Here is a 24,535-nt window from a genome sequence, read left to right on the forward strand (position 1 = left end):
GTATGGCGTCGCTGACGTATGTGATGACTCGGCCGTACCGTATACGGGTTCGCTGTGGCGGGAGCGCCGCCGGTAGGCTCTGAACGGCCGACTTGCACTCCTGCCGGACGACTTTTAAGGACGATCGTGCTCATTGCCGGGTTCCCCGCCGGGGCCTGGGGGACCAACTGCTACCTGGTCGCCCCTGCCGCCGGTGAGGAGTGTGTGATCATCGACCCGGGCCATCAGGCGGCCCAGGGCGTCGAGGAGGCACTCGCCAAACATCGGCTCAAGCCCGTCGCCGTCGTCCTCACCCACGGCCACATCGACCACGTCGCCTCGGTGGTCCCGGTCTGCGGCGCCCATGACGTACCGGCCTGGATCCACCCGGCCGACCGCTACATGATGAGCGACCCCGAGAAGGCCTTCGGGCGTTCCATCGGGATGCCGCTCATGGGCGAGCTGACCGTGGGGGAGCCGGACGACCTCAAGGAGCTGACCGACGGCGCGCGGCTGGACCTGGCCGGTCTCGAGTTCTCCGTCGCGCACGCCCCGGGCCATACCAAGGGGTCGGTGACCTTCCGGCTGCCCGAGCGGGCGGACATCCCGTCCGTCTTCTTCGCGGGCGACCTGCTCTTCGCCGGCTCCATCGGACGCACCGATCTGCCCGGCGGCGACCACGCCGAGATCCTCGAGTCCCTGGCCCGTGTGGTCCTGCCGCTCGACGACTCGACCGTGGTGCTGTCCGGCCACGGCCCCCAGACCAGCATCGGCCGCGAGCGCGCCACCAACCCGTTTCTGCGGCAGGTGGCCGCCGGCCTCGGAGACGGCGCCCCGGCACCGGCTCCGCGACGAGGAATGTGACGAGAGACCTTCCGTGAGCACCTTCAAGGCCCCCCGGGGCACCTACGACCTGACCCCGCCGGACTCCGCGGCCTACCTCGCGGTGCGCGACGCCATCGCCGCCCCGCTCAAGCGTTCGGGCTACGGCTATGTGGAGACGCCCGGCTTCGAGAACGTCGAGCTCTTCGCGCGCGGCGTCGGCGAGTCCACCGACATCGTCACCAAGGAGATGTACACCCTCACCACCAAGGGCGGCGACCAGCTCGCGCTGCGCCCCGAGGGCACCGCCTCCGTGCTGCGCGCCGCGCTGGAGGCCAACCTCCACAAGGCCGGAAACCTGCCGGTCAAGCTCTGGTACTCCGGCTCCTACTACCGCTACGAGCGCCCGCAGAAGGGCCGCTACCGCCACTTCTCGCAGGTCGGCGCCGAGGCGATCGGAGCCGAGGACCCGGCGCTGGACGCCGAGCTGATCATCCTGGCCCACGACGCGTACCGCTCGCTGGGGCTGCGGAACTTCCGGATCCTGCTGAACTCGCTGGGCGACGCCACCTGCCGCCCCGCCTACCGGGCCGCCCTGCAGGACTTTCTGCGCGGCCTCGAACTGGACGAGGACACCCGGCGCCGGATCGAGATCAACCCGCTGCGGGTCCTGGACGACAAGCGCGAAGCGGTGCAGAAGCAGTTGGTCGGCGCGCCGATGCTCGGCGACCACCTGTGCGAGGCGTGCAAGCAGTACCACGAGCAGGTGCGTGAGCTGCTGACCGCCGAGGGCGTGGCCTTCGAGGACGACCCCAAGCTGGTCCGCGGCCTGGACTACTACACCCGCACCACCTTCGAGTTCGTCCACGACGGGCTGGGCTCGCAGTCCGCGGTCGGCGGCGGCGGCCGCTACGACGGCCTGTCGGAGATGATCGGCGGACCGGCGCTGCCCTCGGTGGGCTGGGCGCTCGGCGTGGACCGTACGGTGCTGGCGCTGGAGGCCGAGGGCGTCGAGCTCGACCTGCCGCCCGCCACCAGCGTGTTCGCGGTGCCGCTGGGCGAGGAGGCGCGCAAGGTCCTGTTCGGCGCGGTCACCGGGCTGCGCCGGGCGGGGGTCGCCACGGATTTGGCGTACGGCGGCAAGGGCGTGAAGGCGGCGATGAAGGCGGCGAACCGCAGCGGGGCGCGGCTCGCGGTCATCGCGGGGGAGCGGGACCTCGCGGAGGGCGTCGTCCAGCTCAAGGACCTCGAGTCCGGTGAGCAGACGGCGGTCCCGCTGGACGGCCTGGTCGAGTCGGTCCGCGCCCGCCTCGGCTGACCCGTCGGCGTCCGAGGCCGACTCCGGCCCGCGCCCGCGTCCGCCAACGAATCCGCGCCCGCAGTCAACTCGGCGGGCGCGGATTCACTCTGTCACATAGAGGCGATGGTGGCGGTCCGGGAGCCCTCTGCGCAGGCCCCGCTGAGGCGGCTTATGCCCACCGAACGGGGGACGGAGGAGGATGGCCGGGGCCGTGCCGCAGTTCGGCGAGGGGCGGTCCGGACGTCCCCGATGCGGCAGAATGTCCATGCCTGACGGGGGCGACACATGGACTCGGTGGGACGACGGAACGGCGATATGGCGACGACAGCGGTGGACGAGGTGCACTCCGACGAGGCGCGGCAGGACGGCGCGCGAGTCGCGGCCGGGGGCGGTCGCGCCTTCGCACTGCTGCTCGTGATCACCGGTGCGCTCGGGCTGCTCGCCGCGTGGGTCATCACGATCGACAAGAACAAGATCCTCGAGGCCAAGGCCAACGGCACGCACTTCACGCCCGGCTGCAGCCTCAACCCGATCGTGTCCTGCGGCAACATCATGGAGAGCGAGCAGGCCCATGCGTTCGGCTTCCCGAATCCGATGCTCGGCCTGGTCGCCTACGGGATCGTGATCTGCGTGGGGATGTCCCTGCTGGCCGGGGCCCGCTTCCCGCGCTGGTACTGGCTGACGTTCAACGCGGGCACCCTCTTCGGTGTCGGATTCTGCACCTGGCTGCAGTACCAGTCGCTTTACGTCATCGGCTCGCTGTGCCTGTGGTGCTGCCTGGCCTGGGTCGCCACCATCGTGATGTTCTGCTACGTCACCGGCAAGAACATCAAGCACGGATTCCTTCCCGCGCCGGACGGGCTCCGGCGCGGGCTGCTGGAGTTCCACTGGGTCGTGCCGGTGCTGTGGGTCGGTGTCATCGGCATCCTGATCCTCACGCGGTGGTGGAACTTCTGGACCGGCGGCCAGGCATGACGCGGTTCTCTCTCCGGCAGGCGGCACGCTGCCCGGCGGCGCTGTCAGTGGGGTGACATAGGCTTCCCGCGTGGAGCCAGACCTGTTCACCGCCGCCGCAGAGGAACGCCAGGAGAAGGACCCGGCCAGCAGCCCGCTGGCCGTGCGCATGCGCCCGCGCACGCTCGACGAGGTCGTGGGCCAGCAGCATCTGCTGCGGCCCGGCTCCCCGCTGCGGCGGCTCGTCGGCGAGGGCAGCGGCGGCCCGGCCGGGCCGGCTGGTCCGTCCTCGGTCTTTCTGTGGGGCCCGCCCGGCATCGGCAAGACGACCCTGGCGTACGTCGTCAGCCAGGCCACCCAGAAGCGCTTCGTCGAGCTGTCGGCGATCACGGCGGGCGTGAAGGAGGTGCGGGCCGTCATCGACGGCGCGCGCCGCTCCTCCGGGGCGTACGGGCGGGAGACCGTGCTCTTCCTCGACGAGATCCACCGCTTCAGCAAGGCCCAGCAGGACTCGCTGCTGCCCGCCGTCGAGAACCGCTGGGTCACGCTCATCGCGGCCACGACTGAGAATCCGTACTTCTCGGTCATCTCCCCCCTGCTGTCCCGCTCGCTGCTGCTCACCCTGGAGCCGCTGACCGACGACGACCTGCGCGGGCTGCTGCGCCGCGCCCTGACCGACGAGCGGGGCCTCGGCGGCGTGGTCAGGCTCCCCGAGGACGCCGAGGGCCATCTGCTGCGGATCGCGGGCGGCGACGCGCGGCGCGCGCTGACCGCGCTGGAGGCGGGCGCCGGCGCCGCGCTGGCCAAGGGCGAGCCCACGATCAGCCTCACGACGCTGGAGGAGGCGGTCGACCGCGCCGCGGTGAAGTACGACCGCGCGGGCGACCAGCACTACGACGTGGCCAGCGCCCTGATCAAGTCCATCCGCGGCTCGGATGTGGATGCGGCGCTGCACTATCTGGCCCGGATGATCGAGGCGGGTGAGGACCCGCGGTTCATCGCGCGGCGGCTGATGATCTCCGCGAGCGAGGACATCGGGCTCGCCGACCCGACCGCCCTGCAGACGGCGGTGGCCGCCGCCCAGGCGGTCGCGCTGATCGGCTTCCCCGAGGCGGCGCTGACCCTCGGCCACGCCACGGTGGCGCTGGCGCTGGCCCCGAAGTCCAACGCGGTCACGCGCGCGATAGGCGACGCCCTCGCCGACGTCCGCGCGGGGCTGGCCGGTCCGGTCCCGCCGCATCTGCGCGACGGCCACTACAAGGGCGCCGAAAAGCTCGGACACGCGCAGGGGTATCTCTACCCGCACGACCTGCCCGGGGGGATCGCGGCGCAGCAGTACGCGCCGGACAAGATCCACGGCAAGCGGTATTACGAGCCGACGCGGTACGGGGCGGAGGCGCGCTACGCGGACGTGGTGGAGCGAGTGCGCGCCCGCCTCCGCGGCGAACCCCCGCCCCCGCGCCCACCCCAGTCCGCGGCCGGGGAGCCCTCCGCGCCGCGTGCGGCGCAGCCCGCGACGGCGGAGCCCTCGCCCCCTGACCGCCCCGCGCCCACCGAGGGTTCCGCCCCGGCCGGTCCGGATGGAGCGGCACCTGGCGGCCCGGCTGCCGAGGGGGCGTCCTGACGGCACGTTCGGCGTCGGGTGTGGCTCGGCGGCTGCGGGGCTCCGTCCCGAGCGGGCGAGGCGTGGCGTCGGTTCGCGGGGAGGGGGCCCGGCTAGTCCGTCGCCGCCTCGAAAAGCGCGTGCATCGCGCGGCGGAGTTCGGAGATGCTCCGCACCGGCTCCGGGAAGTCGAAGCGCGCGTCGAAGGGGCTGCCGGGGGCGTCGGGGAAGCGGACGCGGAGGCCGAAGCGGTCCAGGGCCACGGGGATCGCGCGTCCGCGCGTGCCGCAGGCGCGGTCCGGGTGGTCGTCGAGGAGGGCGCACAGGCCGCGCATCTGGTCGCCGTGCGCCGCGTGCAGATGCTGCAGGAGTTCGGCCTCGTGCGGGGCGAGCGGGTCGGGTTCGGCCGTCGCGAAGTCCTCCGGGTCGACCGCGTCCGCGCCCCACAGGTCGTCCACGCACGCCTCGCCGACCTCCAGCCGCAGCAGCGCCCATCCGCCGCCGCCCCCGGCCAGCGCCTCGCCGATGCCGAGCAGGTCGCCGACCGGCCCGCCGCCGGGGGCCAGCAGGGCCGCGGCCGCCGCGCGGTCCCGGTCGCGTACGGGTGTGAGCCACCCGCCGACCCAGGCGCGCCCTCGGATCCGGTGGGCGACCGCGACCGGAGCGACGTCCGTGATCTCCATCACGCAGGTCACCTCGTCGTCCTGGGCGTAGGCCGCGGCGCGGGCGGCGGCCGAACCGCCCGGGACCAGCAGGAGCACATCACCGTCGGGGGAGACGGCGCGGGCGGCGGGGGCGTCGCCTCCGAGGCCGTCGACGGGCTCGATTCCGGGAATGGTGAGCGACGCCGTAGCCTTGGCTTCGACGAGAGTACGTACCCGCTCCGCCGCCGATGGCCGCGGAGCTTCTTCCCCGGGACGCGGCTGACCCTCCTCGGTGCTCTGAGCAGCGCTGGGCAGGGGGATCCCAGGTCGAAACATGCGTCCTCCTCGGCTAAGGTAAGGCTCACCTAACTTACATCGGAGGTCCGTTCCCCGTGAACCAGTCGCGTCCCAAGGTCAAGAAGTCGCGAGCGCTCGGCATCGCGCTGACCCCGAAGGCTGTCAAGTACTTCGAGGCTCGCCCCTACCCGCCGGGCGAGCACGGCCGTGGCCGCAAGCAGAACAGTGACTACAAGGTCCGGCTGCTGGAGAAGCAGCGTCTGCGCGCTCAGTACGACATCAGCGAGCGCCAGATGGCCCGCGCCTACGACCGCGCTCGCAAGGCCGGAGGCAAGACGGGCGAGGCCCTGGTCATCGAGCTTGAGCGCCGTCTGGACGCGCTCGTCCTGCGGTCCGGCCTGGCCCGCACCATCTACCAGTCCCGCCAGATGGTGGTCCACGGCCACATCGAGGTCAACGGCCGCAAGGTCGACAAGCCGTCCTTCCGGGTGCGCCCGGACGACGTGGTGATGGTCCGCGAGCGCAGCCGCAGCAAGCACCCCTTCCAGGTGGCGCGCGAGGGCGGCTATGCCCTGGACGGCGAGACCCCGCGCTACCTGCAGGTCAACCTGCAGGCCCTGGCCTTCCGCCTGGACCGGGACCCCAACCGCAAGGAGATCCCGGTGATCTGCGACGAGCAGCTGGTCGTCGAGTACTACGCCCGCTGAGCCGGCCGCACGGCCCCGGCCGTTCCGGCGTCAGCGCGTACACGCACCCCGCGGGTTCCCTTCGACATGGTCGACGGGGGCCCGTGAGGCGTTTTGGGCCGACCGTAATGCGGTTCGGGCAAGGGTGTCCGGCGCGATAAGGTCGATACCTGCCGCCCGTCTCGGTTGACGACTCACCCGCCCGTGACGGCGGCCGACGGACGACCTACCCACGACGAGCAGCAGCAGGGAGCGTGCAACGTGTCCGGTGGAGAGGTGGCCGGGATCCTCGTGGCCGTCTTCTGGGCGATCCTCGTGTCCTTCCTCGCCCTCGTACTGGTGAGGCTCGCGCAGACGCTCAAGGCCGCCACCAAGCTGGTGGCCGAGGTCACCGAGCAGGCGGTGCCGCTGCTCAGCGAGGCGTCCGCGACCGTGCGCTCCGCCAACACCCAGCTCGCCCGGGTCGACTCGATCGCGGCGGACGTACAGGAGGTCACCTCCAACGCCTCCGCGCTCTCCTCGACCGTCTCCTCGGCCTTCGGTGGACCACTGGTGAAGGTCGCCGCCTTCGGCTACGGCGTGCGGCGCGCGATCGGCCGCAAGGGGCAGCCGCACCCGGACGGCGAGACCACGCGCACCGTCGTCATCGGCAAGACCCTGCCGTCCGCCCGCCGGGGCGGCCGCCGCAACCGTGCATCGAAGGGCTGAGAGACCGGAATGTTCCGCCGTACGTTCTGGTTCACCACCGGGGTCGCAGCCGGTGTGTGGGCCACCACCAAGGTCAACCGCAAGCTCAACCAGCTGACCCCGGAGAGCCTGGCGGCGCGGGCCGCCGACCGGGCGGTGCTCGCCGGGCGGCGGATCAAGGTGTTCGCGCTCGACGTACGCGACGGCATGGCCGACCGCGAGGCGGCGCTCAAGGACGCCCTGGGCCTGAGCGCGGCGCCCGCGCATGACCCAAAGCAGCTGCCCGCCCAGCGCGGACGCGTCCAGCTCACGCAGAATTACTCGTACAACCACCCAAAAGCTGGAAATGAGGACCACTGATGGAGTCGGCTGAAATCCGCCGCCGCTGGCTGCGCTTCTTCGAAGAGCGCGGGCACACCGTCGTGCCTTCGGCGTCGCTCATCGCGGACGACCCGACGCTGCTGCTGGTCCCCGCGGGCATGGTTCCCTTCAAGCCGTATTTCCTCGGCGAGGTCAAGCCGCCCTTCGACCGTGCCGTCAGCGTGCAGAAGTGCGTGCGCACGCCGGACATCGAAGAGGTCGGCAAGACCACCCGCCACGGCACGTTCTTCCAGATGTGCGGCAACTTCTCCTTCGGCGACTACTTCAAAGAAGGCGCCATCAAGCTCGCCTGGGAGCTGCTGACCACCTCCGTCGAGGAGGGTGGCTACGGCCTGGAACCCGAGCGACTGTGGATCACCGTCTACAAGGAGGACGACGAGGCCGAGCGCATCTGGCGTGACGTCATCGGCGTCCCCGCCGAGCGCATCCAGCGGCTGGGCATGGGCCCGAACTTCTGGTCCATGGGCGTCCCCGGTCCCTGTGGCCCCTGCTCCGAGATCAACTACGACCGCGGCCCCGAGTTCGGCGTCGAGGGCGGCCCCGCCGTCAACGACGAGCGGTACGTGGAGATCTGGAACCTGGTCTTCATGCAGTACGAGCGGGGCGCGGGCGAGGGCAAGGAGGACTTCCCGATCCTCGGCGACCTGCCCTCCAAGAACATCGACACCGGTCTCGGCCTCGAGCGCCTCGCGATGATCCTGCAGGGCGTGCACAACATGTACGAGACCGACAACCTGCGCACCGTGATCGACAAGGCCACGGAGCTGACCGGCGTCGCCTACGGCGCGGGCCACGACTCCGATGTCTCGCTGCGCGTGGTCGCCGACCACATGCGCACCTCCGTGATGCTCATCGGCGACGGCGTCACCCCCGGCAACGAGGGCCGCGGCTATGTGCTGCGCCGCATCATGCGCCGCGCCATCCGCAACATGCGCATCCTGGGCGCCACCGAGCAGGTCGTGGGCGAGCTCGTCGACGTCGTCCTGAAGTCGATGGGCCAGCAGTACCCGGAGCTGCTGACCGACCGCAAGCGCATCGAGACGGTCGCCCTCGCCGAGGAGGCCGCCTTCCTGAAGACGCTGAAGGCCGGCACCAACATCCTCGACACCGCCGTCACCGACACCAGGGCCGCCGGCGGCACGGTGCTCGCCGGCGACAAGGCGTTCCTGCTCCACGACACCTGGGGCTTCCCGATCGACCTCACCCTCGAGATGGCCGCCGAGCAGGGCCTGACGGTGGACGAGGAGGGCTTCCGCCGCCTGATGAAGGAGCAGCGGGAGCGGGCCAAGGCCGACGCCAAGGCCAAGAAGACCGGCCACGCCGACCTGTCCGCCTACCGCGAGGTCGCCGACACCGCCGGCTCGACCGTCTTCACCGGCTACACCGACACCGAGGGCGAGTCCACCGTCGTCGGCCTGCTGGTCGACGGTCTGCCCTCGCCCGCCGCGACCGAGGGTGACGAGGTCGAGGTCGTCCTCGACCGCACCCCCTTCTACGCCGAGGGCGGCGGCCAGCTCGCCGACTCCGGCCGGATCCGGCTGGACTCCGGCGCCGTCGTCGAGGTGCGGGACGTCCAGCAGCCGGTGCCCGGGGTCAGCGTGCACAAGGGCACCGTCCAGGTCGGCGAGGTGACCGTGGGCTCCGGGGCGTACGCCCAGATCGACGTGAAGCGCCGGCGCGCCATCGCCCGCGCCCACAGCGCCACCCACCTCACCCACCAGGCGCTGCGTGACGCCCTGGGCCCGACCGCCGCCCAGGCCGGTTCGGAGAACTCGCCCGGCCGCTTCCGCTTCGACTTCGGCTCGCCGGCCGCCGTGCCCGGCGCGGTCCTCACCGACGTCGAGCAGAAGATCAACGAGGTCCTCTCCCGTGAGCTCGATGTCACCGCCGAGGTGATGAGCATGGAGGAGGCCAAGAAGCAGGGCGCCATCGCCGAGTTCGGCGAGAAGTACGGCGACCGGGTGCGCGTGGTGACCATCGGCGACTTCTCCAAGGAGCTGTGCGGCGGCACCCATGTGCACAACACCGCACAGCTGGGACTCGTGAAGCTGCTCGGCGAGTCCTCGATCGGCTCCGGCGTGCGCCGGGTCGAGGCCCTGGTCGGCGTGGACGCGTACAACTTCCTCGCCCGTGAGCACACCGTCGTCTCCCAGCTCACCGACCTGGTCAAGGGCCGGCCGGAGGAGCTGCCGGAGAAGATCTCCGGGATGCTGACCAAGCTCAAGGAGGCCGAGAAGGAGATCGAGCGGTTCCGCGCCGAGAAGGTACTGCAGGCCGCCGCCGGGCTGGCCGAAGGCGCCAAGGACGTACGGGGCGTGGCCCTGGTCACCGGCCGGGTGCCGGACGGCACGGCCGCCGACGACCTGCGCAAGCTGGTGCTGGATGTGCGCGGACGCATTCCGGGTGACCGCCCGGCCGTCGTCGCCCTGTTCTCCGTCGCGAACGGCCGCCCGGTGACCGTCATCGCCACCAACGAGGCCGCCCGCGAGCGCGGCATCAAGGCCGGCGACCTGGTCCGCGTCGCCGCCAAGACCCTCGGCGGCGGAGGCGGCGGCAAGCCGGACGTCGCCCAGGGCGGCGGCCAGAACCCGGCCGCCGTCGACGAGGCCGCGGCCGCCGTCGAGCGGCTTGTCGCGGAAGCCGCCTGACCGCCGTGCGACGCGGCAGGCGCATCGCGATCGACGTCGGGGACGCCCGGATCGGGGTCGCCTCGTGCGACCCCGACGGGATCCTCGCCACCCCGGTGGAGACCGTGCCGGGGCGGGACATCCCGGCTGCCCACAAGCGGCTGGCGGCCATCGTCGAGGAGTACGAGCCGATCGAGGTGGTGGTCGGCCTTCCCCGCTCGCTCAGCGGGCGGGAGGGGCCGGCCGCGGCCAAGGTGCGCACCTTCGCACGGGAACTGGCACGACGCGTCGCGCCGGTCCCCGTCCGGCTGGTCGACGAGCGTATGACGACCGTCACAGCGTCCCAGGGCCTGCGGGCCTCCGGTGTGACGTCCAAGAAAGGCCGTTCGGTGGTTGACCAGGCAGCCGCCGTCGTCATCCTCCAAAGCGCACTGGAGACCGAGCGTGCCTTGGGGCGGGCGCCGGGCGAGGCCGTCGAAGTGGTCATCTGATCGCGATACGGTAACGTTCCGCGCGGCCAAGGCAGCCGTCGCCTGGCGCATGAGACATGGGTGACACCTCGGCTGCCGCCGTGCGTCGCTAGGGGTTCGATGACTGACTACGGCCGGGGTACCGGCTCCCAACCGTGGGATCCTCAGGACCCGCTGTACGGGGATCAGGGATGGGGCGGTCACCAGACGGCGACCGGTCACGATCCGTACGCCCAAGAGGCCTACGCGCAGGACCCGTACGCCCAGCAGGGCTCCCACGGCCACGGCGGCTACAGCCAGGACCCTTACGCCCAGGACACCTACGCCCAGGACCCCTACGGCCAGGACACCTACGGCCAGGGCGGTCACCAGCAGGAGCAGTACTCCCAGCAGGGCTACGGGAACGACGGCTACGGCCACGAGGGCTACGGCCAGGACCCGTACGCCCAGGACCCGTACGCCCAGGACCCGTACGCCCACCAGCAGTACCCCCAGGGCTACCCGCAGGACACCCAGCAGCCGCAGCAGCACCAGCAGCAGCCCCACTGGGACGGCCACGACACCGGCGGCTACCCGCAGCAGCCTCACCACCCCCAGCAGCCCCAGCAGCCGTACGGCAACGGCGACTGGGACGGCTCCCAGGCTCCCCAGCCGCAGGAGCCCGTGGCCGAGCAGGCCAAGCACGACGAACCGGACGACGACCACCCCTTCTTCCGGGACGGCGACGGCGGAGGCGACATCCTCCGCGACGACCGAGCCGACCGCGGCCGCGCCGACGATGAGTACGACGACGAAGAAGACGCCGACGACGACGAGGGGCGCGGGCGCCGGAACAAGCCCCCCAAGCGCCGCAGCGGAGTCGCCTGCCTCTTCGTGACCGTGGTGCTGGTCGGCGTCGTCGGAGGAGGCGGCTACTTCGCCTACCAGTTCTGGCAGAGCCGCTTCGGCCCGGCGCCGGACTACTCGGGCGCGGGCAGCGGCGAGGCCCAGGTGGAGATCCCCGAGGGCACCGGCACCGCCGAGATCGGCAGCATCCTCGTCGACAAGGGTGTGGTCAAGAGCAGCGGCGCCTTCGTGGAGGCCGTGAAGGACAGTGGCAAATTCGTCCAGCCCGGGTCGTACACGCTGCGCAAGCACATGTCCGCGGCGGCGGCCGTGAAGCTGATGGTCGACCCGGCCAGCAGCAACGGCCTGATCGTCACGGAGGGCATGCGCAACGCGCAGATCTACGCCGCGATCGACAAGAAGATCGGCCTCAAGGCGGGCACGACCAAGAACGTCGCCATGAAAGAGGCCAAGAACCTCGGGCTGCCGGACTGGGCCGACGACAACCCCAAGATCAAGGATCCGCTGGAAGGGTTCCTCTACCCGTCCCGCTACAGCGTCGGCAAGGACGCCAAACCCGAGGACGTCCTGCGGAATATGGTCGCCCAGGCGAAGAAGAGCTACGCCAACTACGACCTCGAAGGCAAGTCCAAGGACCTGGGCCTCAAGTCGCCCCTGGAACTGGTCACCGTCGCCAGCCTGGTCCAGGCGGAGGGCGTCACCCACGACGACTTCCGCAAGATGGCCGAGGTGGTCTACAACCGGCTCGAACCCGGCAACACCGAGACCAACGGCAAGCTGGAATTCGACTCGACGTACAACTACATCAAGAACCAGAACAAGATCGATATCTCGCTTCAGGAGATCAAGAACTACGACAACCCCTACAACACGTACTTCTACCGGGGGCTGACGCCAGGGCCGATCGGGAACCCGGGGGAGGACGCGCTGAAGGCGGCCATGAACCCCACCGACGACGGCTGGTACTACTTCATCTCGCTCGACGGCAAAACGACCAAGTTCACCAAGACGTACGCCGAGCACCGGAAGCTCGCCGACCAGCTCGACAAACAGCTCGACGAGCAGCGCAAGAACGGCTGAGGAAAGAATGTCGCAAAACCGCAGGGCCGCGGTGCTCGGCTCGCCGATCGCCCACTCCCTGTCCCCGGTGCTGCACCGCGCCGCCTACGAGAAGCTGGGCCTGGCCGGGTGGGCCTACGACCGCCACGAGGTGGACGAGGCCGCGCTGCCCGGCTTCTTCGAGCGGCTGGACGCGACCGCCGGTGACCGCCCCTGGGCAGGGCTCTCCCTGACCATGCCGCTCAAGCGCGCGGTCATCCCGCTGCTCGACGGGATCAGCGACACGGCGGCGTCGGTGGAGGCGGTCAACACGGTCGTCTTCACCGACGACGGCCGCCGGATCGGCGACAACACCGATATCCCCGGCATGGTGGCGGCGCTGCGCGAGCGCGGTGTCGAGCGGGTGGCGGGCGCCGCCGTGCTGGGCGCCGGGGCCACGGCGTCCTCGGCCCTGGCCGCGCTGTCCCGTATCTGCGAGGGGGAGGTCACAGCGTACGTCCGCAGCGAGGCGCGGGCCGCGGAGATGCGGCAGTGGGGCGAGCGGCTCGGGGTGACGCTCCGTACGGCGGACTGGGCCGACGCGGCCGAGGCGTTCCGCGCGCCTTTGGTGATCGCCACCACCCCCGCGGGCACCACGGACGCGCTGGCCGCGACCGTCCCCGACCGTCCCGGCGCCCTCTTCGACGTGCTGTACGACCCGTGGCCGACCCGGCTCGCGGCCGCCTGGACGGCGGGTGGCGGCGCGGTCGTCAGCGGTCTTGACCTGCTGGTGCACCAGGCGGTGCTGCAGGTCGAGCTGATGACCGGACGGGCCCCCGCGCCCCTGGCCTCGATGCGCGAGGCGGGCGAAGCCGCCCTCGCCGGCCGCGCGCACTGATTTTCCGGCGCGCCCCCTGCTACCCCCGGCCGGGGCGCCCTCACTCCCGGTCCGCAGGCTGGACCGGCGCTCGTGGGCGTCCCCGGACGTGGGAGGATCGGAGGTGGCGGGCCGGGGCCGCGCTCCCCAGGCCATGCCGCCGTACGTCGAGGCGCGAGCATGAGGAGCACCGTTGAGCAGGTTGCGCTGGCTGACCGCGGGGGAGTCGCACGGCCCCGCACTCGTGGCGACGCTGGAGGGACTGCCCGCCGGTGTGCCGATCACCACCGACATGGTGGCGGACGCCCTCGCCCGCCGGCGGCTCGGCTACGGACGCGGCGCCCGGATGAAGTTCGAGCGCGACGAGGTCACCTTCCTCGGCGGCGTGCGGCACGGCCTCAGCCTCGGTTCCCCCGTGGCGATCATGGTCGGCAACACCGAGTGGCCGAAGTGGGAGCAGGTCATGGCGGCCGACCCGGTGGACCCGGAGGTCCTCGCCGGGCTGGCCCGTAACGCGCCGCTGACCCGGCCCCGCCCCGGCCACGCGGACCTGGCGGGCATGCAGAAGTACGGCTTCGACGAGGCCCGGCCGATCCTGGAGCGGGCCAGCGCCCGCGAGACCGCCGCGCGCGTCGCGCTCGGCACGGTCGCCCGCTCGTACCTCAAGGAGACGACCGGCATCGAGATCGTCTCGCACGTCGTGGAGCTGGCCGCGGCCAAGGCCCCGTACGGCGTGTACCCGACCCCCGCGGACGTGGAGCGGCTGGACGCCGACCCGGTGCGCTGTCTGGACGCGGACGCGAGCAAGGCGATGGTCGTCGAGATCGACCAGGCCCACAAGGACGGCGACACGCTCGGCGGCGTCGTCGAGGTGCTGGCGTACGGCGTGCCGGTGGGCCTCGGTTCGCATGTCCACTGGGACCGGCGGCTCGACGCGCGGCTGGCCGCCGCCCTGATGGGCATCCAGGCCATCAAGGGCGTCGAGGTCGGCGACGGCTTCGGCCTGGCCCGGGTGCCCGGCTCGAAGGCGCACGACGAGATCGTGCCGGGCGAGGACGGCATCAAGCGGGCCTCCGGCCGCTCCGGCGGCACCGAGGGCGGACTGACCACGGGCGAGCTGCTGCGGGTGCGCGCCGCGATGAAGCCGATCGCGACCGTGCCGCGAGCCCTGGCCACGGTCGACGTCACGACGGGCGAGCCGACCCAGGCCCACCACCAGCGCTCGGACGTGTGTGCGGTCCCGGCCGCGGGCATCGTCGCGGAGGCGATGGTGGCGCTGGTCCTCGCGGACGCCGTCGCGGAGAAGTTCGGCGGCGACTCGGTCACCGAGACCCGGCGCAACGTCAAGGGCTTCCTCGACAACCTGGCCATCAAGTGAGTGGCCAAGTGAGCGGCCCGGGGGCGGACAGGCCGGCGATCGTGCTGGTCGGGCCCATGGGCGTGGGGAAGAGCACCGTCGGGCGGGTGCTCGCCGAGCGGCTCGGCACCGGCTTCCGGGACACCGACAGCGACATCGTCGAGACGGCCGGCAAGCCGATCTCCGAGATCTTCATCGACGAGGGCGAGCCGCACTTCCGCGAGCTGGAGCGGCAGGCCGTGCGCGCCGCGGTCGCCGAGCACCGCGGGGTGCTGGCCCTCGGCGGCGGCGCGATCCTGGACGACTCCACCCGCGCCCTGCTGGCCGACCTGCCGGTCGTCTTCCTGGAGATGGGCGTCGCCGAGGCGGTCAAGCGCACCGGCCTCGACGCGCCGCGCCCGCTGCTCGCCGTCAACCCGCGGCAGCGCTGGCGTGAGCTCATGGAGCAGCGCCGTCCGCTGTACACCGAGGTGGCCCGCGCGGTCGTGTCGACCGAGGGCCGCCCCCCCGAGGACGTCGCGGACGCGGTCCTCGACGCACTGGAGCTGAAGGACGCATGAGCACGGACACACCCACCCGGATCCAGGTCGGCGGCACCGCGGGCAGCGAGCCGTACGAGGTCCTGGTCGGCCACCGGCTGCTCGGCGAGCTGCCCGGCCTCATCGGCACCGCTGCCCGCCCGTCTCCCACCACCACCCTCAACCGAGGCGCTACGCGCCATGGCCATGTTCAACGCGTCGCCGTGCTGCACCCCGAGGCGCTGGCCGAGACCGGCGAGGCCATCCGCCAGGACCTCCTCGGCCAGGGCTACGAGGCCATCGCGATCCAGCTGCCCAACGCGGAGGAGGCCAAGACCGCCGAGGTCGCCGCGTACTGCTGGAAGGCGCTCGGGCAGACCGGCTTCACCCGCAGCGATGTGATCATCGGCGTCGGCGGCGGCGCCTCCACCGACCTGGCGGGCTTCGTCGCCGCGACCTGGCTGCGCGGGGTGCGCTGGATCGCCGTGCCGACGACCGTGCTCGGCATGGTGGACGCGGCGGTCGGCGGGAAGACCGGCATCAACACCGCCGAGGGCAAGAACCTGGTCGGCGCCTTCCACCCGCCGACCGGGGTGCTGTGCGACCTGGCCGCGCTCGACTCGCTGCCGGTCCACGACTACGTCAGCGGCCTCGCCGAGATCATCAAGGCGGGCTTCATCGCCGACCCGGCGATCCTGGAGCTGATCGAGGCGGACCCGGAGGCGGCCCGCACCCCCGCGGGACCCCACACCGCCGAGCTCATCGAGCGCTCCATCCGGGTGAAGGCCGAGGTCGTCTCCTCGGACCTCAAGGAGGCGGGGCTGCGGGAGATCCTCAACTACGGCCACACCCTCGCCCACGCCATTGAGAAGAACGAGCGCTACAAGTGGCGGCACGGCGCGGCGGTCTCCGTCGGCATGGTCTTCGCCGCCGAACTGGGCCGCCTCGCCGGACGCCTGGACGACGCCACGGCCGACCGGCACCGCGCGGTCCTGGGCTCCGTCGGTCTGCCGCTGACCTACCGCGGCGACCAGTGGCCCCGGCTGCTGGAGACCATGAAGGTCGACAAGAAGTCCCGCGGCGACCTGCTGCGCTTCATCGTCCTCGACGGCCTGGCCAAGCCCGCGGTGCTGGAGGGCCCGGACCCGGCCGTGCTGCTCGCGGCGTACGGAGAGGTGTCCGCGTGACCCGGAAGGTGCTCGTCCTCAACGGCCCCAACCTGGGACGGCTCGGCAGCCGTGAGCCGGACGTCTACGGCGCGACCTCCTACGCCGGGCTGGTGGAGGAGTGCGCGAACCTCGGCGCCGAGCTGGGCTTCGAGGTGGACGTACGGGAGACCAACGACGAGGGCGAGATGATCCGCTGGCTGCACGAGGCGGCGGACGGCTCGATCCCGGTCGTCATCAACCCCGGTGCCTTCACGCACTACTCGTACGGCATGCGGGACGCGGCGGCGCAGCGCACCGCGCCGCTGGTCGAGGTGCATATCTCCAACCCGCACGCGCGGGAGGAGTTCCGTCACAACTCTGTCATCGCCGCGGTCGCCAGCGGCACCGTCGCCGGGTTCGGAATCGGGTCGTATCGCCTCGCATTGCGCGCTCTGGCGGGCGAATTGGCGGGATGACGGCGTTCGCTGGGCACACACCGTATTCCCCGGCCGTTCACACAGTGGCGGCCGGGGCGGGTACCGTTCGGTAGAACCGGCCTCACCGCCGCGTCTTCACGCGACAGTTGCCAGTCCAGACCGCCTGCACGAGACGGAGTGCCACCGGATGCAGCACTCAGTGGGAGCTCCGCTGCCACCGCCCCATCAGCCCGGGCAAGCCCCGGGCGCGGGCGGCGCCGGCTGGGCCCAGGGCACGAGCCACCACCCGGGCCCTCACCCGGCCCAGCACCCTGGCCCCCACCCGGCCCAGCACCCTGGCCCTCACCCTGTCCCTCCCGTCCCCCCGGCCCCGCTCCACCCGACGCCCGCCCCGCCGCCCATGGACCCGTCCGGGGCCACCGGCCACATCCAGCTTCCGCCCGGCGGCCCGGTGCCGCTGCCGCACCCGCCGACGGGTGGCGCGGCGGTGGCCGATGCCTCGCAGGCGGCGGTGGCGGTGCTGCTGATCGGCCCGGCCGGGGCGGGCAAGACGACCGTCGCCCGCCATTGGGCCGACCGCCGGCGGGTGCCGACCGCGCACATCAGCCTGGACGACGTCCGCGAGTGGGTCAGGTCCGGTTTCGCGAACCCGCAGTCGGGGTGGAACGAGAACTCCGAGGCGCAGTATCGTCTCGCCCGCCGCACCTGCGGCTTCGCCGCGCGTAACTTCCTGGCCAACGGGATCTCCTGCATCCTGGACGACGCCGTCTTCCCGGACCGCCCGGTCGTGGGCCTCGGCGGCTGGAAGCGCCACGTCGGCCCCGGCCTGCTGCCGGTCGTGGTGCTTCCGGGCCTCGAGGTCGTCCTGGAGCGGAACGCGGCCCGCAGCGGCAACCGCCGGCTGAGCGACGAGGAAGTGGCCCGGATCCACGGCCGGATGGCCGGCTGGTACGGCTCCGGTCTGCCGATCATCGACAACTCCACGTACGACGTGGAGACCACCGCGCGGATGCTCGACGAGGTGGTGGTCCGCAGCATCGCGAGTCCCCCCAGCTGGTAACGGGTAAGGGGGAGGCTCCACAAGGGGCAGGCTCCATCCCCATTCGGGTCGCTCGACCGGCCGTCGAGGGCTCTCCTGCGTAGGCTCGGGAGCATGTCCCAGGCGTACGCGGCCCGACGTGCCCGGCTGCACGAACAGTGCGCGGCGGCGGGCGGCGAGGCCGCGCTGGTCTCCAGACCCGCCAATGTGCGCTATCTGTGCGGCTGCGGAGTGCCGCCCGGTGCTGTGCTGCTGCTGGGGCCGGTCCAGGACGTGCTGGTGGCGCCCCTGACGCCGTTCTGGGAGCCGCTGCCCGGTGGCTCGCGCCACCCCGAGCACCTGCGGATCCTCGTGCTGCCCGGCCAGGACGGGGACCCGGCCGTGGCCGCCGCGGACCTGGCCGCCGCGGACGGCGCCGAGTCGCTGGCCGTCGAGGAGCACCATCTGACCGTCGCCCGCCACCGGGCGCTCGCCGCGGCCGCCCCCCGGCTGCGCCTGGTGGACCTGGCCCGGGCCGTGGAGCAGCTGCGGCTGGTCAAGGACGATGAGGAGATCTCCTGTCTGCGGATCGCCGCCGAGCTCGCCGACCAGGCGCTCGGCGAGCTGCTGGAGTCGATCCTGGTCGGCCGGACCGAGCGGCATCTGGCGCTGGAACTGGAGCGACGGCTGGTGGATCACGGCGCGGACGGCCCGGCCTTCCCCACCGTCGTGGCCACCGGGCCGAACTCGGGCCGGGCCGGGCACACGCCCACCGACCGGAGGGTCGAGGAGGGCGACTTTCTCACCATCGGCCTGGGCGCCGACTACCGCGGCTACCGCTGCGAGGTGGGGCGTACGTTTGTCATCGGCCCGTCTCCCGCCACCTGGCAGGTGGAGCTGTACGACGCGGTTTTCGCGGCGCAGCGGGCCGGGCGGGAGGCGCTGGTACCCGGCGCGGCCTGCCGGGATGTGGACCGCGCGACCCGGCAGGTGCTGGACTCCGCGGGGTTCGGAGAGGGGCTGGGACCGTGGATGGGACACGGCGTGGGCCTGGAAATCGACGAGGACCCTCGGCTCGCACCCTCGGCCATGGGTAAACTGGACGCTTGTGTGCCGGTCACTGTCGAACCGGGGGTCCACCTCCCGGGCCGGGGCGGTGTCCGGATCGATGACACGCTCGTCGTCCGCTCCGAGGCGGACGGCGGACCCGAGCTACTCACCATCACGACCAAGGAGCTGCTCGCGCTCTGACTCTGGCGCGTCGCATCTTTCTGGTTTCCACCAGCTGTAGTCCAGGAGATCCCGCAACCGTGGCATCCACGAACGACCTCAAGAATGGCCTGGTGCTCAAGCTCGACGGGGGCCAGCTCTGGTCCGTCGTCGAGTTCCAGCACGTCAAGCCCGGCAAGGGCCCTGCTTTCGTCCGCACCAAGCTCAAGAACGTGCTGTCCGGCAAGGTGGTCGACAAGACCTTCAACGCCGGCGTGAAGGTCGAGACGGCCAATGTCGACAAGCGTGGCATGCAGTTCTCGTACAAGGACGGCGAGAGCTTCGTGTTCATGGACATGGACACCTTCGACCAGATCTACATCAGCCCCGAGGTCGTCGGCGACAACGCCCGGTACCTGCTCGAGGGCTTCGAGGCCGTCGTGGCGATGTACGAGGGCAACCCGCTGTACGTCGAGCTGCCGGCCGCGGTCGAGCTGGTGATCGAGTACACCGAGCCGGGAGTCCAGGGCGACCGCTCCACCGGCGGCACCAAGCCCGCCAAGCTGGAGACCGGCTACGAGATCGGCGTCCCGCTGTTCATCACCACCGGTGAGAAGATCAAGGTCGACACCCGTTCCGGTGAGTACCTCGGTCGGGTGAACAGCTAACCGTGGCTGCCCGCAACAAGGCCCGTAAGCGTGCCTTCCAGATCCTTTTCGAGGCCGACCAGCGTGGTACCTCCGTGCGGACGGTCCTCGCGGACTGGATCCGGCACGCCCGGACCGACGATCGGCAGCCGCCGGTCAGCGAATACACGATGCAGCTCGTCGAGGGGTACGCCCGGCACACGGACCGGATCGACGAGCTGATCTCCACCTATGCGGTGGGCTGGACGCTGGACCGGATGCCGGTCGTCGACCGGAACATCCTGCGGCTCGGCGCCTACGAGCTGGTGTGGGAGGACGAGACGCCCGACGCCGTCGTGATCGACGAGGCGGTGCAGCTCGCCAAGGAGTTCTCCACCGATGACTCGCCGGCCTTCGTCAACGGGCTCCTCGGCCGCTTCAAGGAGCTGAAGCCGAGCCTGCGCCGGGACCAGCAGCCGACCACGGAACCTTAAGCGCACAAAGCCGCCGGGGGCGGTGGAACCACTCGGTTCCACCGCCCCCGGCGGCACGTTTCTGCTGGTCGTTGTCGCTCTCAAGAGGCCTCGCGCGGCGTCAGACGTCCTCGTGCTGGACCGCCCGGCGCGCATCCGCGCCCAGCACGCCCCAGCTGATCAGCTGCTCGGTGAGCACCGAAGGCGACTGGTCGTAGATCACGGCGAGGGTGCGCAGATCGTCCTGGCGGATCGACAGCACCTTGCCGTTGTAATCCCCGCGCTGGCTCTGGATCGTGGCGGCATACCGCTGCAGCGGCCCCGCCTTCTCGACCGGCACATGGGCCAGCCGCTCGAGGTCCAGCACCAGCTTCGGCGGCGGCTCCGCGGCCCCGGCCGGGCTGGTGCCCGGAAGCAGCTCCTGGACCGGGACGCCGTAGAAGTCTGCCAACTCGGCGAGGCGCTGCACGGTCACGGCACGGTCCCCGCGCTCGTACGAGCCGACCACGACGGCCTTCCAGCGGCCCTGGGACTTCTCCTCGACACCATGGAGGGAGAGGCCCTGCTGGGTGCGGATGGCACGGAGCTTGGCTCCGAGCTGTTTGGCGTATTCGCTGGACATAAAGCTCCCCGGACGAAGACTGGTAACTCACTGTGAGGTTACGCAGCGTAATCTCCATTCGTCAAGCCGAACGGGTCGCAGGGGGCCTCCGCCAGGGGCGATGCCGGGTCGGCCCGCCGCCCCTGCTACTGTGAATGGCGCAATTCCGACGTCCTTTAAGGTCCGTCCCGTGAGGCGGAGAAGGGGGTCCGTTTCGTATGGACGCACATACCACTGACGTGGCCGCCGCGGCGCGTTCCGTGCTCGAGGCACCGGACATCGCCCGCGTTTTGACCCGCATCGCCCACGAGATCGTCGAGCGCGCCAAGGGCGCCGACGACGTAGTGCTCCTCGGCATCCCGACCCGCGGTGTGCACCTCGCCCGGAGGCTGGCCACGCGGCTCGAGGAGATCACCGGCAAGGCGCCCGGACAGCTGCCGGTCGGCTCGCTCGACATCACCATGTACCGCGACGACCTGAGGCTGCGCCCGGCCCGCGCGCTCGCCCGCACCGACATCCCAGGCGACGGCATCGACGGCCGTCTGGTGGTGCTGGTCGACGACGTGCTGTTCTCGGGCCGCACCATCCGCGCCGCCCTCGACGCCCTGGGCGACATCGGCCGGCCGCGCGCGGTCCAGCTCGCGGTCCTGGTCGACCGCGGCCACCGCGAGCTGCCGATCCGCGCCGACTACGTCGGCAAGAACCTCCCCACGTCGCTGCGGGAGACGGTCAAGGTCCAGCTCACCGAGGAGGACGGCCGCGACAGCGTGCTCCTCGGCTTGCGCGGGACCGCCCCCGCGGACGGGCAGTAACCCCGGCGGAGCCGTCGCGGCACGAACCACGGCCCCACGGCCGCCCGCGGACGTAACCGGAGCCCCGGTGACCGCCGCGGGCCCGGTACGCCGGCCACGACGACGCCCCCGCCTGCCCGCTGCACGCCTGAACATCTCCCTCACTCACGGAGCAACCGGATGAAGCGCCACCTCATCTCGGCCGCCGATCTCACGCGCGACGACGCCGTCCTGATCCTCGACACCGCCGAGGAGCTGGCCCGTATCGCCGACCGGCCGATCAAGAAACTGCCGACCCTGCGCGGCCGCACCGTCGTCAACCTCTTCTTCGAGGACTCCACCCGTACCCGCATCTCGTTCGAGGCGGCCGCCAAGCGGCTGTCCGCCGACGTCATCAACTTCTCCGCCAAGGGCTCCTCGGTCTCCAAGGGCGAGTCCCTGAAGGACACCGCGCTCACCCTGGAGGCGATGGGCGCCGACGCCGTTGTCATCCGCCACCACGACTCCGGGGCCCCGCACCGGCTGGCCACCTCCGGCTGGATCGGCGGCTCGGTCGTCAACGCCGGGGACGGCACCCACGAGCACCCCACCCAGGCGCTGCTGGACGCCTTCACCATGCGCCGCCATCTGACCTCGGGCACCGGGCAGGACCTGGCGGGCCGCCGGATCACGATCGTCGGCGACATCCTGCACAGCCGGGTCGCCCGCTCCAACGTGCATCTGCTGTCCACCCTGGGCGCCGAGGTGACCCTGGTCGCCCCGCCGACCCTGGTGCCCTTCGCCGTCGAGAGCTGGCCGTGCGAGGTCTCGTACGACCTCGACGCGGTCATCGGCAAGTCCGACGCCGTGATGATGCTGCGCGTCCAGCGCGAGCGCATGCACGCCGCCTTCTTCCCCACCGAGCGCGAGTACGCGCGCCGGTACGGGCTCGACGGCGACCGGATGGCCCGCATGCCCGAGCACGCCATCGTCATGCACCCCGGCCCCATGAACCGCGGCATGGAGATCACCGCCGAGGTCGCGGACTCCGACCGCTGCACCGCCGTCGAGCAGGTCGCCAACGGTGTCTCGATCCGCATGGCCGTCCTGTACCTGCTGCTCGGCGGGAACGAGCCCGCCGTCGCCACGTCCCGCACCGAGGAGAACAACTGACCATGAGCGACACCCACAAGACCCTCCTCCGCGGCGCGAAGGTCCTCGGCGGTGAGCCGCGGGACGTGCTGATCGAGGGCGAGCGGATCGCCGCGGTCGGCACCGGCATCGACGCGGGCGAGGCCACTGTGATCGACGCAGAGGGGCAGATCCTGCTGCCCGGCCTGGTCGACCTCCACACCCATCTGCGCGAGCCCGGCCGCGAGGATTCCGAGACCGTCCTCACCGGCACCCGCGCGGCCGCCTCCGGCGGCTACACCGCCGTCCACGCCATGGCCAACACCTTCCCGGTCGCCGACACCGCGGGCGTCGTCGAGCAGGTGTGGCGGCTGGGCAAGGAGTCCGGCTACTGCGATGTGCAGCCCATCGGCGCCGTCACCGTCGGCCTGGAGGGCAAGAAGCTCGCCGAGCTGGGCGCCATGCACGACTCCGCCGCGGGCGTGCGGGTCTTCTCCGACGACGGCAAGTGCGTGGACGACGCCGTGATCATGCGCCGCGCCCTGGAGTACGTGAAGGCCTTCGACGGCGTCATCGCCCAGCACGCCCAGGAGCCGCGGCTGACCGAGGGCGCCCAGATGAACGAGGGCGTGGTCTCCGCCGAGCTCGGGCTCGGCGGCTGGCCGGCCGTCGCCGAGGAGTCGATCATCGCCCGCGATGTGCTGCTCGCCGCCCACGTCGGCTCCCGGGTGCACATCTGCCACCTGTCCACCGCGGGCTCGGTCGAGATCGTCCGCTGGGCCAAGTCCAAGGGGTGGAACGTCACCGCCGAGGTCACCCCGCACCACCTGCTGCTCACCGACGAGCTCGTACGCTCCTACAACCCCGTCTACAAGGTGAACCCGCCGCTGCGCACCGAGGCCGACGTCATGGCGCTGCGCGAGGCGCTGGCCGACGGCACCATCGACTGCGTCGCCACCGACCACGCCCCGCACCCGCACGAGGACAAGGACTGCGAGTGGGGCGCGGCGGCCATGGGCATGGTCGGCCTGGAGACCGCGCTCTCCGTCGTCCAGCACACCATGGTCGACACCGGCCTGCTGGACTGGGCGGGTGTCGCCGACCGGATGTCGCACCGCCCGTCGGCCATCGGCCGCCTGGCCGGTCACGGGCGTCCCATCGCCCCGGGGGAGCCCGCCAACCTCACCCTCCTCGACTCCGCATACCGTGGTGTAGTGAACCCCGCGGGCTTCGCCTCCCGCAGCCGCAACACCCCCTACGAGGGCCGTGAACTGCCGGGCCGAGTGACGTACACCTTCCTGCGGGGCCGGGCGACGGTCGTGGACGGGAAACTGGCGTGACACCTCTGAGCAGTCTGAGCAGCCTGACCAATCCGGTGGCGGGCCCCCTGGTGGGCCTGGCGGCGGAGCAGAAGTCGCAGGACGTGACGGACTGGGCCGCGCGCGCCGGCTGGGTCGTGGGCCTGCTGCTCGTCATCGCGCTCGTCTACTGGCTGATGCGCGAGGGGTGGAAGTGGCGGGGCACGCTCCAGGGCGATCTGCCCGAGCTGCCCCAGGTCCCGGACCCGGCCGAGCTCGGGCCCGCCCGGCTGAACCCCGCCCGGCTTTGCCTGTCCGGCCGCTACCACGGCTCGACCACGGCCGGGCAGTGGCTCGACCGGATCGTCGCCCAGGGCCTGGGCACCCGCAGCCGCGCCGAGCTCACCCTGACCGAGCAGGGCCTGGCCGTCGTACGCCCCGGGGCGCGCGACTTCTTCATCCCGGCCGCGAGCCTTCGCGGCGCCCGGCTCGACAAGGGCATCGCCGGCAAGGTCCTCGCCGAGGGCGGCCTGCTGGTGATCACCTGGCAGCTGGGCGACCGCCTGATCGACTCCGGCTTCCGCTCCGACCACGCGGCCGAGCACAGCGTCTGGATCGAAGCCGTGGGACGGCTCACATCAGGCACTGTGCCCGCCAAGACGCAATCCGAAGACACGGAAGGCGCACGTTGACCTCCTCCCCACCGCAGGGGCGGGGACGCCCCCAGTCGCCCAGGGG

Annotated in this window: 25 protein-coding genes; 23 read left to right on the top strand and 2 right to left on the bottom strand. The window is 71.7% G+C overall.

Features of this window, described 5'->3' with window-relative positions:
• The first annotated feature begins 126 nt into the window (after nucleotides 1–126).
• The 4 genes from PV419_RS23755 (at nucleotide 127) to PV419_RS23770 (ending at nucleotide 4,679) form a co-directional block, all read left to right on the top strand.
• Complete coding sequence (locus tag PV419_RS23755; protein WP_319691992.1) at nucleotides 127–843, top strand: MBL fold metallo-hydrolase; 717 nt, start codon at nucleotides 127–129, stop codon at nucleotides 841–843.
• A 13-nt stretch (nucleotides 844–856) separates the two neighbouring features.
• On the top strand, nucleotides 857–2,119 hold the full coding sequence (gene hisS, locus PV419_RS23760) for a histidine--tRNA ligase (RefSeq protein ID WP_319691993.1): 1,263 nt from the start codon (nucleotides 857–859) through the stop codon (nucleotides 2,117–2,119).
• A 297-nt stretch (nucleotides 2,120–2,416) separates the two neighbouring features.
• On the top strand, nucleotides 2,417–3,076 hold the full coding sequence (locus PV419_RS23765) for a vitamin K epoxide reductase family protein (RefSeq protein WP_319691995.1): 660 nt from the start codon (nucleotides 2,417–2,419) through the stop codon (nucleotides 3,074–3,076).
• Between the two features lie 70 nt (nucleotides 3,077–3,146).
• On the top strand, nucleotides 3,147–4,679 hold the full coding sequence (locus PV419_RS23770) for a replication-associated recombination protein A (protein ID WP_319691996.1): 1,533 nt from the start codon (nucleotides 3,147–3,149) through the stop codon (nucleotides 4,677–4,679).
• 92 nt (nucleotides 4,680–4,771) lie between these two features.
• Here the strand turns inward: PV419_RS23770 and PV419_RS23775 are convergent, their stop codons facing one another.
• The gene (locus PV419_RS23775) at nucleotides 4,772–5,638 is read right to left on the bottom strand and encodes a DUF2470 domain-containing protein (RefSeq protein WP_319691998.1); all 867 of its coding nucleotides are present in this window, start codon (nucleotides 5,636–5,638) and stop codon (nucleotides 4,772–4,774) included.
• Nucleotides 5,639–5,694: 56 nt separating this feature from the next.
• On the opposite strand from PV419_RS23775, the gene rpsD reads away from it, so the two are divergent.
• From rpsD to nusB, 15 genes are all read left to right on the top strand, one after another.
• Nucleotides 5,695–6,306 carry a 30S ribosomal protein S4 gene (gene rpsD / locus PV419_RS23780; protein ID WP_319691999.1) on the top strand — a complete coding sequence of 204 codons (612 nt, stop codon included), beginning with the start codon at nucleotides 5,695–5,697 and terminating at the stop codon, nucleotides 6,304–6,306.
• Nucleotides 6,307–6,546: 240 nt separating this feature from the next.
• Entirely contained in the window at nucleotides 6,547–6,993 is a 447-nt protein-coding gene (locus tag PV419_RS23785) for a DUF948 domain-containing protein (RefSeq protein WP_319692001.1), read from the top strand.
• Nucleotides 6,994–7,002: 9 nt separating this feature from the next.
• Complete coding sequence (locus PV419_RS23790; protein WP_319692003.1) at nucleotides 7,003–7,332, top strand: DUF6167 family protein; 330 nt, start codon at nucleotides 7,003–7,005, stop codon at nucleotides 7,330–7,332.
• Nucleotides 7,332–10,001, top strand: coding sequence for an alanine--tRNA ligase (gene alaS / locus PV419_RS23795; protein WP_319692005.1), 2,670 nt, complete (start codon nucleotides 7,332–7,334; stop codon nucleotides 9,999–10,001). The genes PV419_RS23790 and alaS overlap by 1 nt, the downstream gene beginning before the upstream one ends.
• Nucleotides 9,998–10,471 (top strand): Holliday junction resolvase RuvX, encoded by a 474-nt coding sequence (gene ruvX, locus PV419_RS23800; RefSeq protein WP_319692178.1) that lies wholly within the window; start codon nucleotides 9,998–10,000, stop codon nucleotides 10,469–10,471. Before alaS ends, ruvX begins: the two co-directional genes overlap by 4 nt.
• A gap of 99 nt (nucleotides 10,472–10,570) precedes the next feature.
• Nucleotides 10,571–12,376, top strand: coding sequence for an endolytic transglycosylase MltG (gene mltG, locus PV419_RS23805; RefSeq protein WP_319692006.1), 1,806 nt, complete (start codon nucleotides 10,571–10,573; stop codon nucleotides 12,374–12,376).
• 7 nt (nucleotides 12,377–12,383) lie between these two features.
• Entirely contained in the window at nucleotides 12,384–13,232 is an 849-nt protein-coding gene (locus PV419_RS23810; RefSeq protein ID WP_319692008.1) for a shikimate dehydrogenase, read from the top strand.
• Nucleotides 13,233–13,404: 172 nt separating this feature from the next.
• Nucleotides 13,405–14,589, top strand: a complete 1,185-nt coding sequence (aroC, locus tag PV419_RS23815; RefSeq protein ID WP_319692010.1) for a chorismate synthase — start codon at nucleotides 13,405–13,407, stop codon at nucleotides 14,587–14,589.
• 8 nt (nucleotides 14,590–14,597) lie between these two features.
• The gene (locus PV419_RS23820) at nucleotides 14,598–15,128 is read left to right on the top strand and encodes a shikimate kinase (RefSeq protein WP_319692012.1); all 531 of its coding nucleotides are present in this window, start codon (nucleotides 14,598–14,600) and stop codon (nucleotides 15,126–15,128) included.
• Nucleotides 15,125–16,273 carry a 3-dehydroquinate synthase gene (gene aroB / locus PV419_RS23825; protein ID WP_319692014.1) on the top strand — a complete coding sequence of 383 codons (1,149 nt, stop codon included), beginning with the start codon at nucleotides 15,125–15,127 and terminating at the stop codon, nucleotides 16,271–16,273. The genes PV419_RS23820 and aroB overlap by 4 nt, the downstream gene beginning before the upstream one ends.
• On the top strand, nucleotides 16,270–16,710 hold the full coding sequence (gene aroQ / locus PV419_RS23830) for a type II 3-dehydroquinate dehydratase (RefSeq protein WP_319692016.1): 441 nt from the start codon (nucleotides 16,270–16,272) through the stop codon (nucleotides 16,708–16,710). The genes aroB and aroQ overlap by 4 nt, the downstream gene beginning before the upstream one ends.
• 148 nt (nucleotides 16,711–16,858) lie before the next feature.
• A complete protein-coding gene (locus PV419_RS23835; RefSeq protein WP_319692018.1) occupies nucleotides 16,859–17,731 on the top strand; it encodes a Pro-rich N-terminal domain-containing protein in 873 nt (290 codons plus the stop codon).
• Between the two features lie 93 nt (nucleotides 17,732–17,824).
• Nucleotides 17,825–18,940: an aminopeptidase P family protein gene (locus PV419_RS23840; RefSeq protein ID WP_319692019.1), complete on the top strand. Its 1,116-nt coding sequence runs from the start codon at nucleotides 17,825–17,827 to the stop codon at nucleotides 18,938–18,940.
• 59 nt (nucleotides 18,941–18,999) lie between these two features.
• On the top strand, nucleotides 19,000–19,566 hold the full coding sequence (gene efp / locus PV419_RS23845) for an elongation factor P (RefSeq protein WP_089510370.1): 567 nt from the start codon (nucleotides 19,000–19,002) through the stop codon (nucleotides 19,564–19,566).
• Nucleotides 19,567–19,568: 2 nt separating this feature from the next.
• Nucleotides 19,569–20,018 carry a transcription antitermination factor NusB gene (gene nusB, locus PV419_RS23850; RefSeq protein ID WP_319692021.1) on the top strand — a complete coding sequence of 150 codons (450 nt, stop codon included), beginning with the start codon at nucleotides 19,569–19,571 and terminating at the stop codon, nucleotides 20,016–20,018.
• Between the two features lie 100 nt (nucleotides 20,019–20,118).
• On the opposite strand, the gene bldD is transcribed toward nusB, so the two are convergent.
• A complete protein-coding gene (bldD, locus tag PV419_RS23855; RefSeq protein ID WP_014056259.1) occupies nucleotides 20,119–20,619 on the bottom strand; it encodes a transcriptional regulator BldD in 501 nt (166 codons plus the stop codon).
• A 197-nt stretch (nucleotides 20,620–20,816) separates the two neighbouring features.
• Between bldD and pyrR the strand changes: the two genes are divergently transcribed.
• The 4 genes from pyrR (at nucleotide 20,817) to PV419_RS23875 (ending at nucleotide 24,489) form a co-directional block, all read left to right on the top strand.
• Nucleotides 20,817–21,410, top strand: a complete 594-nt coding sequence (pyrR, locus tag PV419_RS23860) for a bifunctional pyr operon transcriptional regulator/uracil phosphoribosyltransferase PyrR (RefSeq protein WP_319692025.1) — start codon at nucleotides 20,817–20,819, stop codon at nucleotides 21,408–21,410.
• Nucleotides 21,411–21,569: 159 nt separating this feature from the next.
• Entirely contained in the window at nucleotides 21,570–22,541 is a 972-nt protein-coding gene (locus tag PV419_RS23865; protein WP_319692027.1) for an aspartate carbamoyltransferase catalytic subunit, read from the top strand.
• Between the two features lie 2 nt (nucleotides 22,542–22,543).
• Nucleotides 22,544–23,839 (top strand): dihydroorotase, encoded by a 1,296-nt coding sequence (locus PV419_RS23870; RefSeq protein ID WP_319692029.1) that lies wholly within the window; start codon nucleotides 22,544–22,546, stop codon nucleotides 23,837–23,839.
• Nucleotides 23,836–24,489: a hypothetical protein gene (locus tag PV419_RS23875; RefSeq protein ID WP_415925374.1), complete on the top strand. Its 654-nt coding sequence runs from the start codon at nucleotides 23,836–23,838 to the stop codon at nucleotides 24,487–24,489. The genes PV419_RS23870 and PV419_RS23875 overlap by 4 nt, the downstream gene beginning before the upstream one ends.
• Nucleotides 24,490–24,535: the final 46 nt, after the last annotated feature.

It is taken from the genome of Streptomyces sp. ME19-01-6, from assembly GCF_033793745.1.
Classification (GTDB): domain Bacteria; phylum Actinomycetota; class Actinomycetes; order Streptomycetales; family Streptomycetaceae; genus Streptomyces.

Bases quoted from the DNA above. Each gene is read 5' to 3' on its own strand.
- mltG (WP_319692006.1), top strand. From the start codon at position 10,571: ATGACTGACTACGGCCGGGGTACCGGCTCCCAACCGTGGGATCCTCAG.
- PV419_RS23790 (WP_319692003.1), top strand. From the start codon at position 7,003: ATGTTCCGCCGTACGTTCTGGTTCACCACCGGGGTCGCAGCCGGTGTG.
- alaS (WP_319692005.1), top strand. From the start codon at position 7,332: ATGGAGTCGGCTGAAATCCGCCGCCGCTGGCTGCGCTTCTTCGAAGAG.
- pyrR (WP_319692025.1), top strand. From the start codon at position 20,817: ATGGACGCACATACCACTGACGTGGCCGCCGCGGCGCGTTCCGTGCTC.
- aroB (WP_319692014.1), top strand. From the start codon at position 15,125: ATGAGCACGGACACACCCACCCGGATCCAGGTCGGCGGCACCGCGGGC.
- bldD (WP_014056259.1), bottom strand. From the start codon at position 20,619: ATGTCCAGCGAATACGCCAAACAGCTCGGAGCCAAGCTCCGTGCCATC.
- PV419_RS23765 (WP_319691995.1), top strand. From the start codon at position 2,417: ATGGCGACGACAGCGGTGGACGAGGTGCACTCCGACGAGGCGCGGCAG.
- PV419_RS23865 (WP_319692027.1), top strand. From the start codon at position 21,570: ATGAAGCGCCACCTCATCTCGGCCGCCGATCTCACGCGCGACGACGCC.
- PV419_RS23870 (WP_319692029.1), top strand. From the start codon at position 22,544: ATGAGCGACACCCACAAGACCCTCCTCCGCGGCGCGAAGGTCCTCGGC.
- PV419_RS23840 (WP_319692019.1), top strand. From the start codon at position 17,825: ATGTCCCAGGCGTACGCGGCCCGACGTGCCCGGCTGCACGAACAGTGC.
- PV419_RS23810 (WP_319692008.1), top strand. From the start codon at position 12,384: ATGTCGCAAAACCGCAGGGCCGCGGTGCTCGGCTCGCCGATCGCCCAC.
- PV419_RS23835 (WP_319692018.1), top strand. From the start codon at position 16,859: ATGCAGCACTCAGTGGGAGCTCCGCTGCCACCGCCCCATCAGCCCGGG.
- PV419_RS23775 (WP_319691998.1), bottom strand. From the start codon at position 5,638: ATGTTTCGACCTGGGATCCCCCTGCCCAGCGCTGCTCAGAGCACCGAG.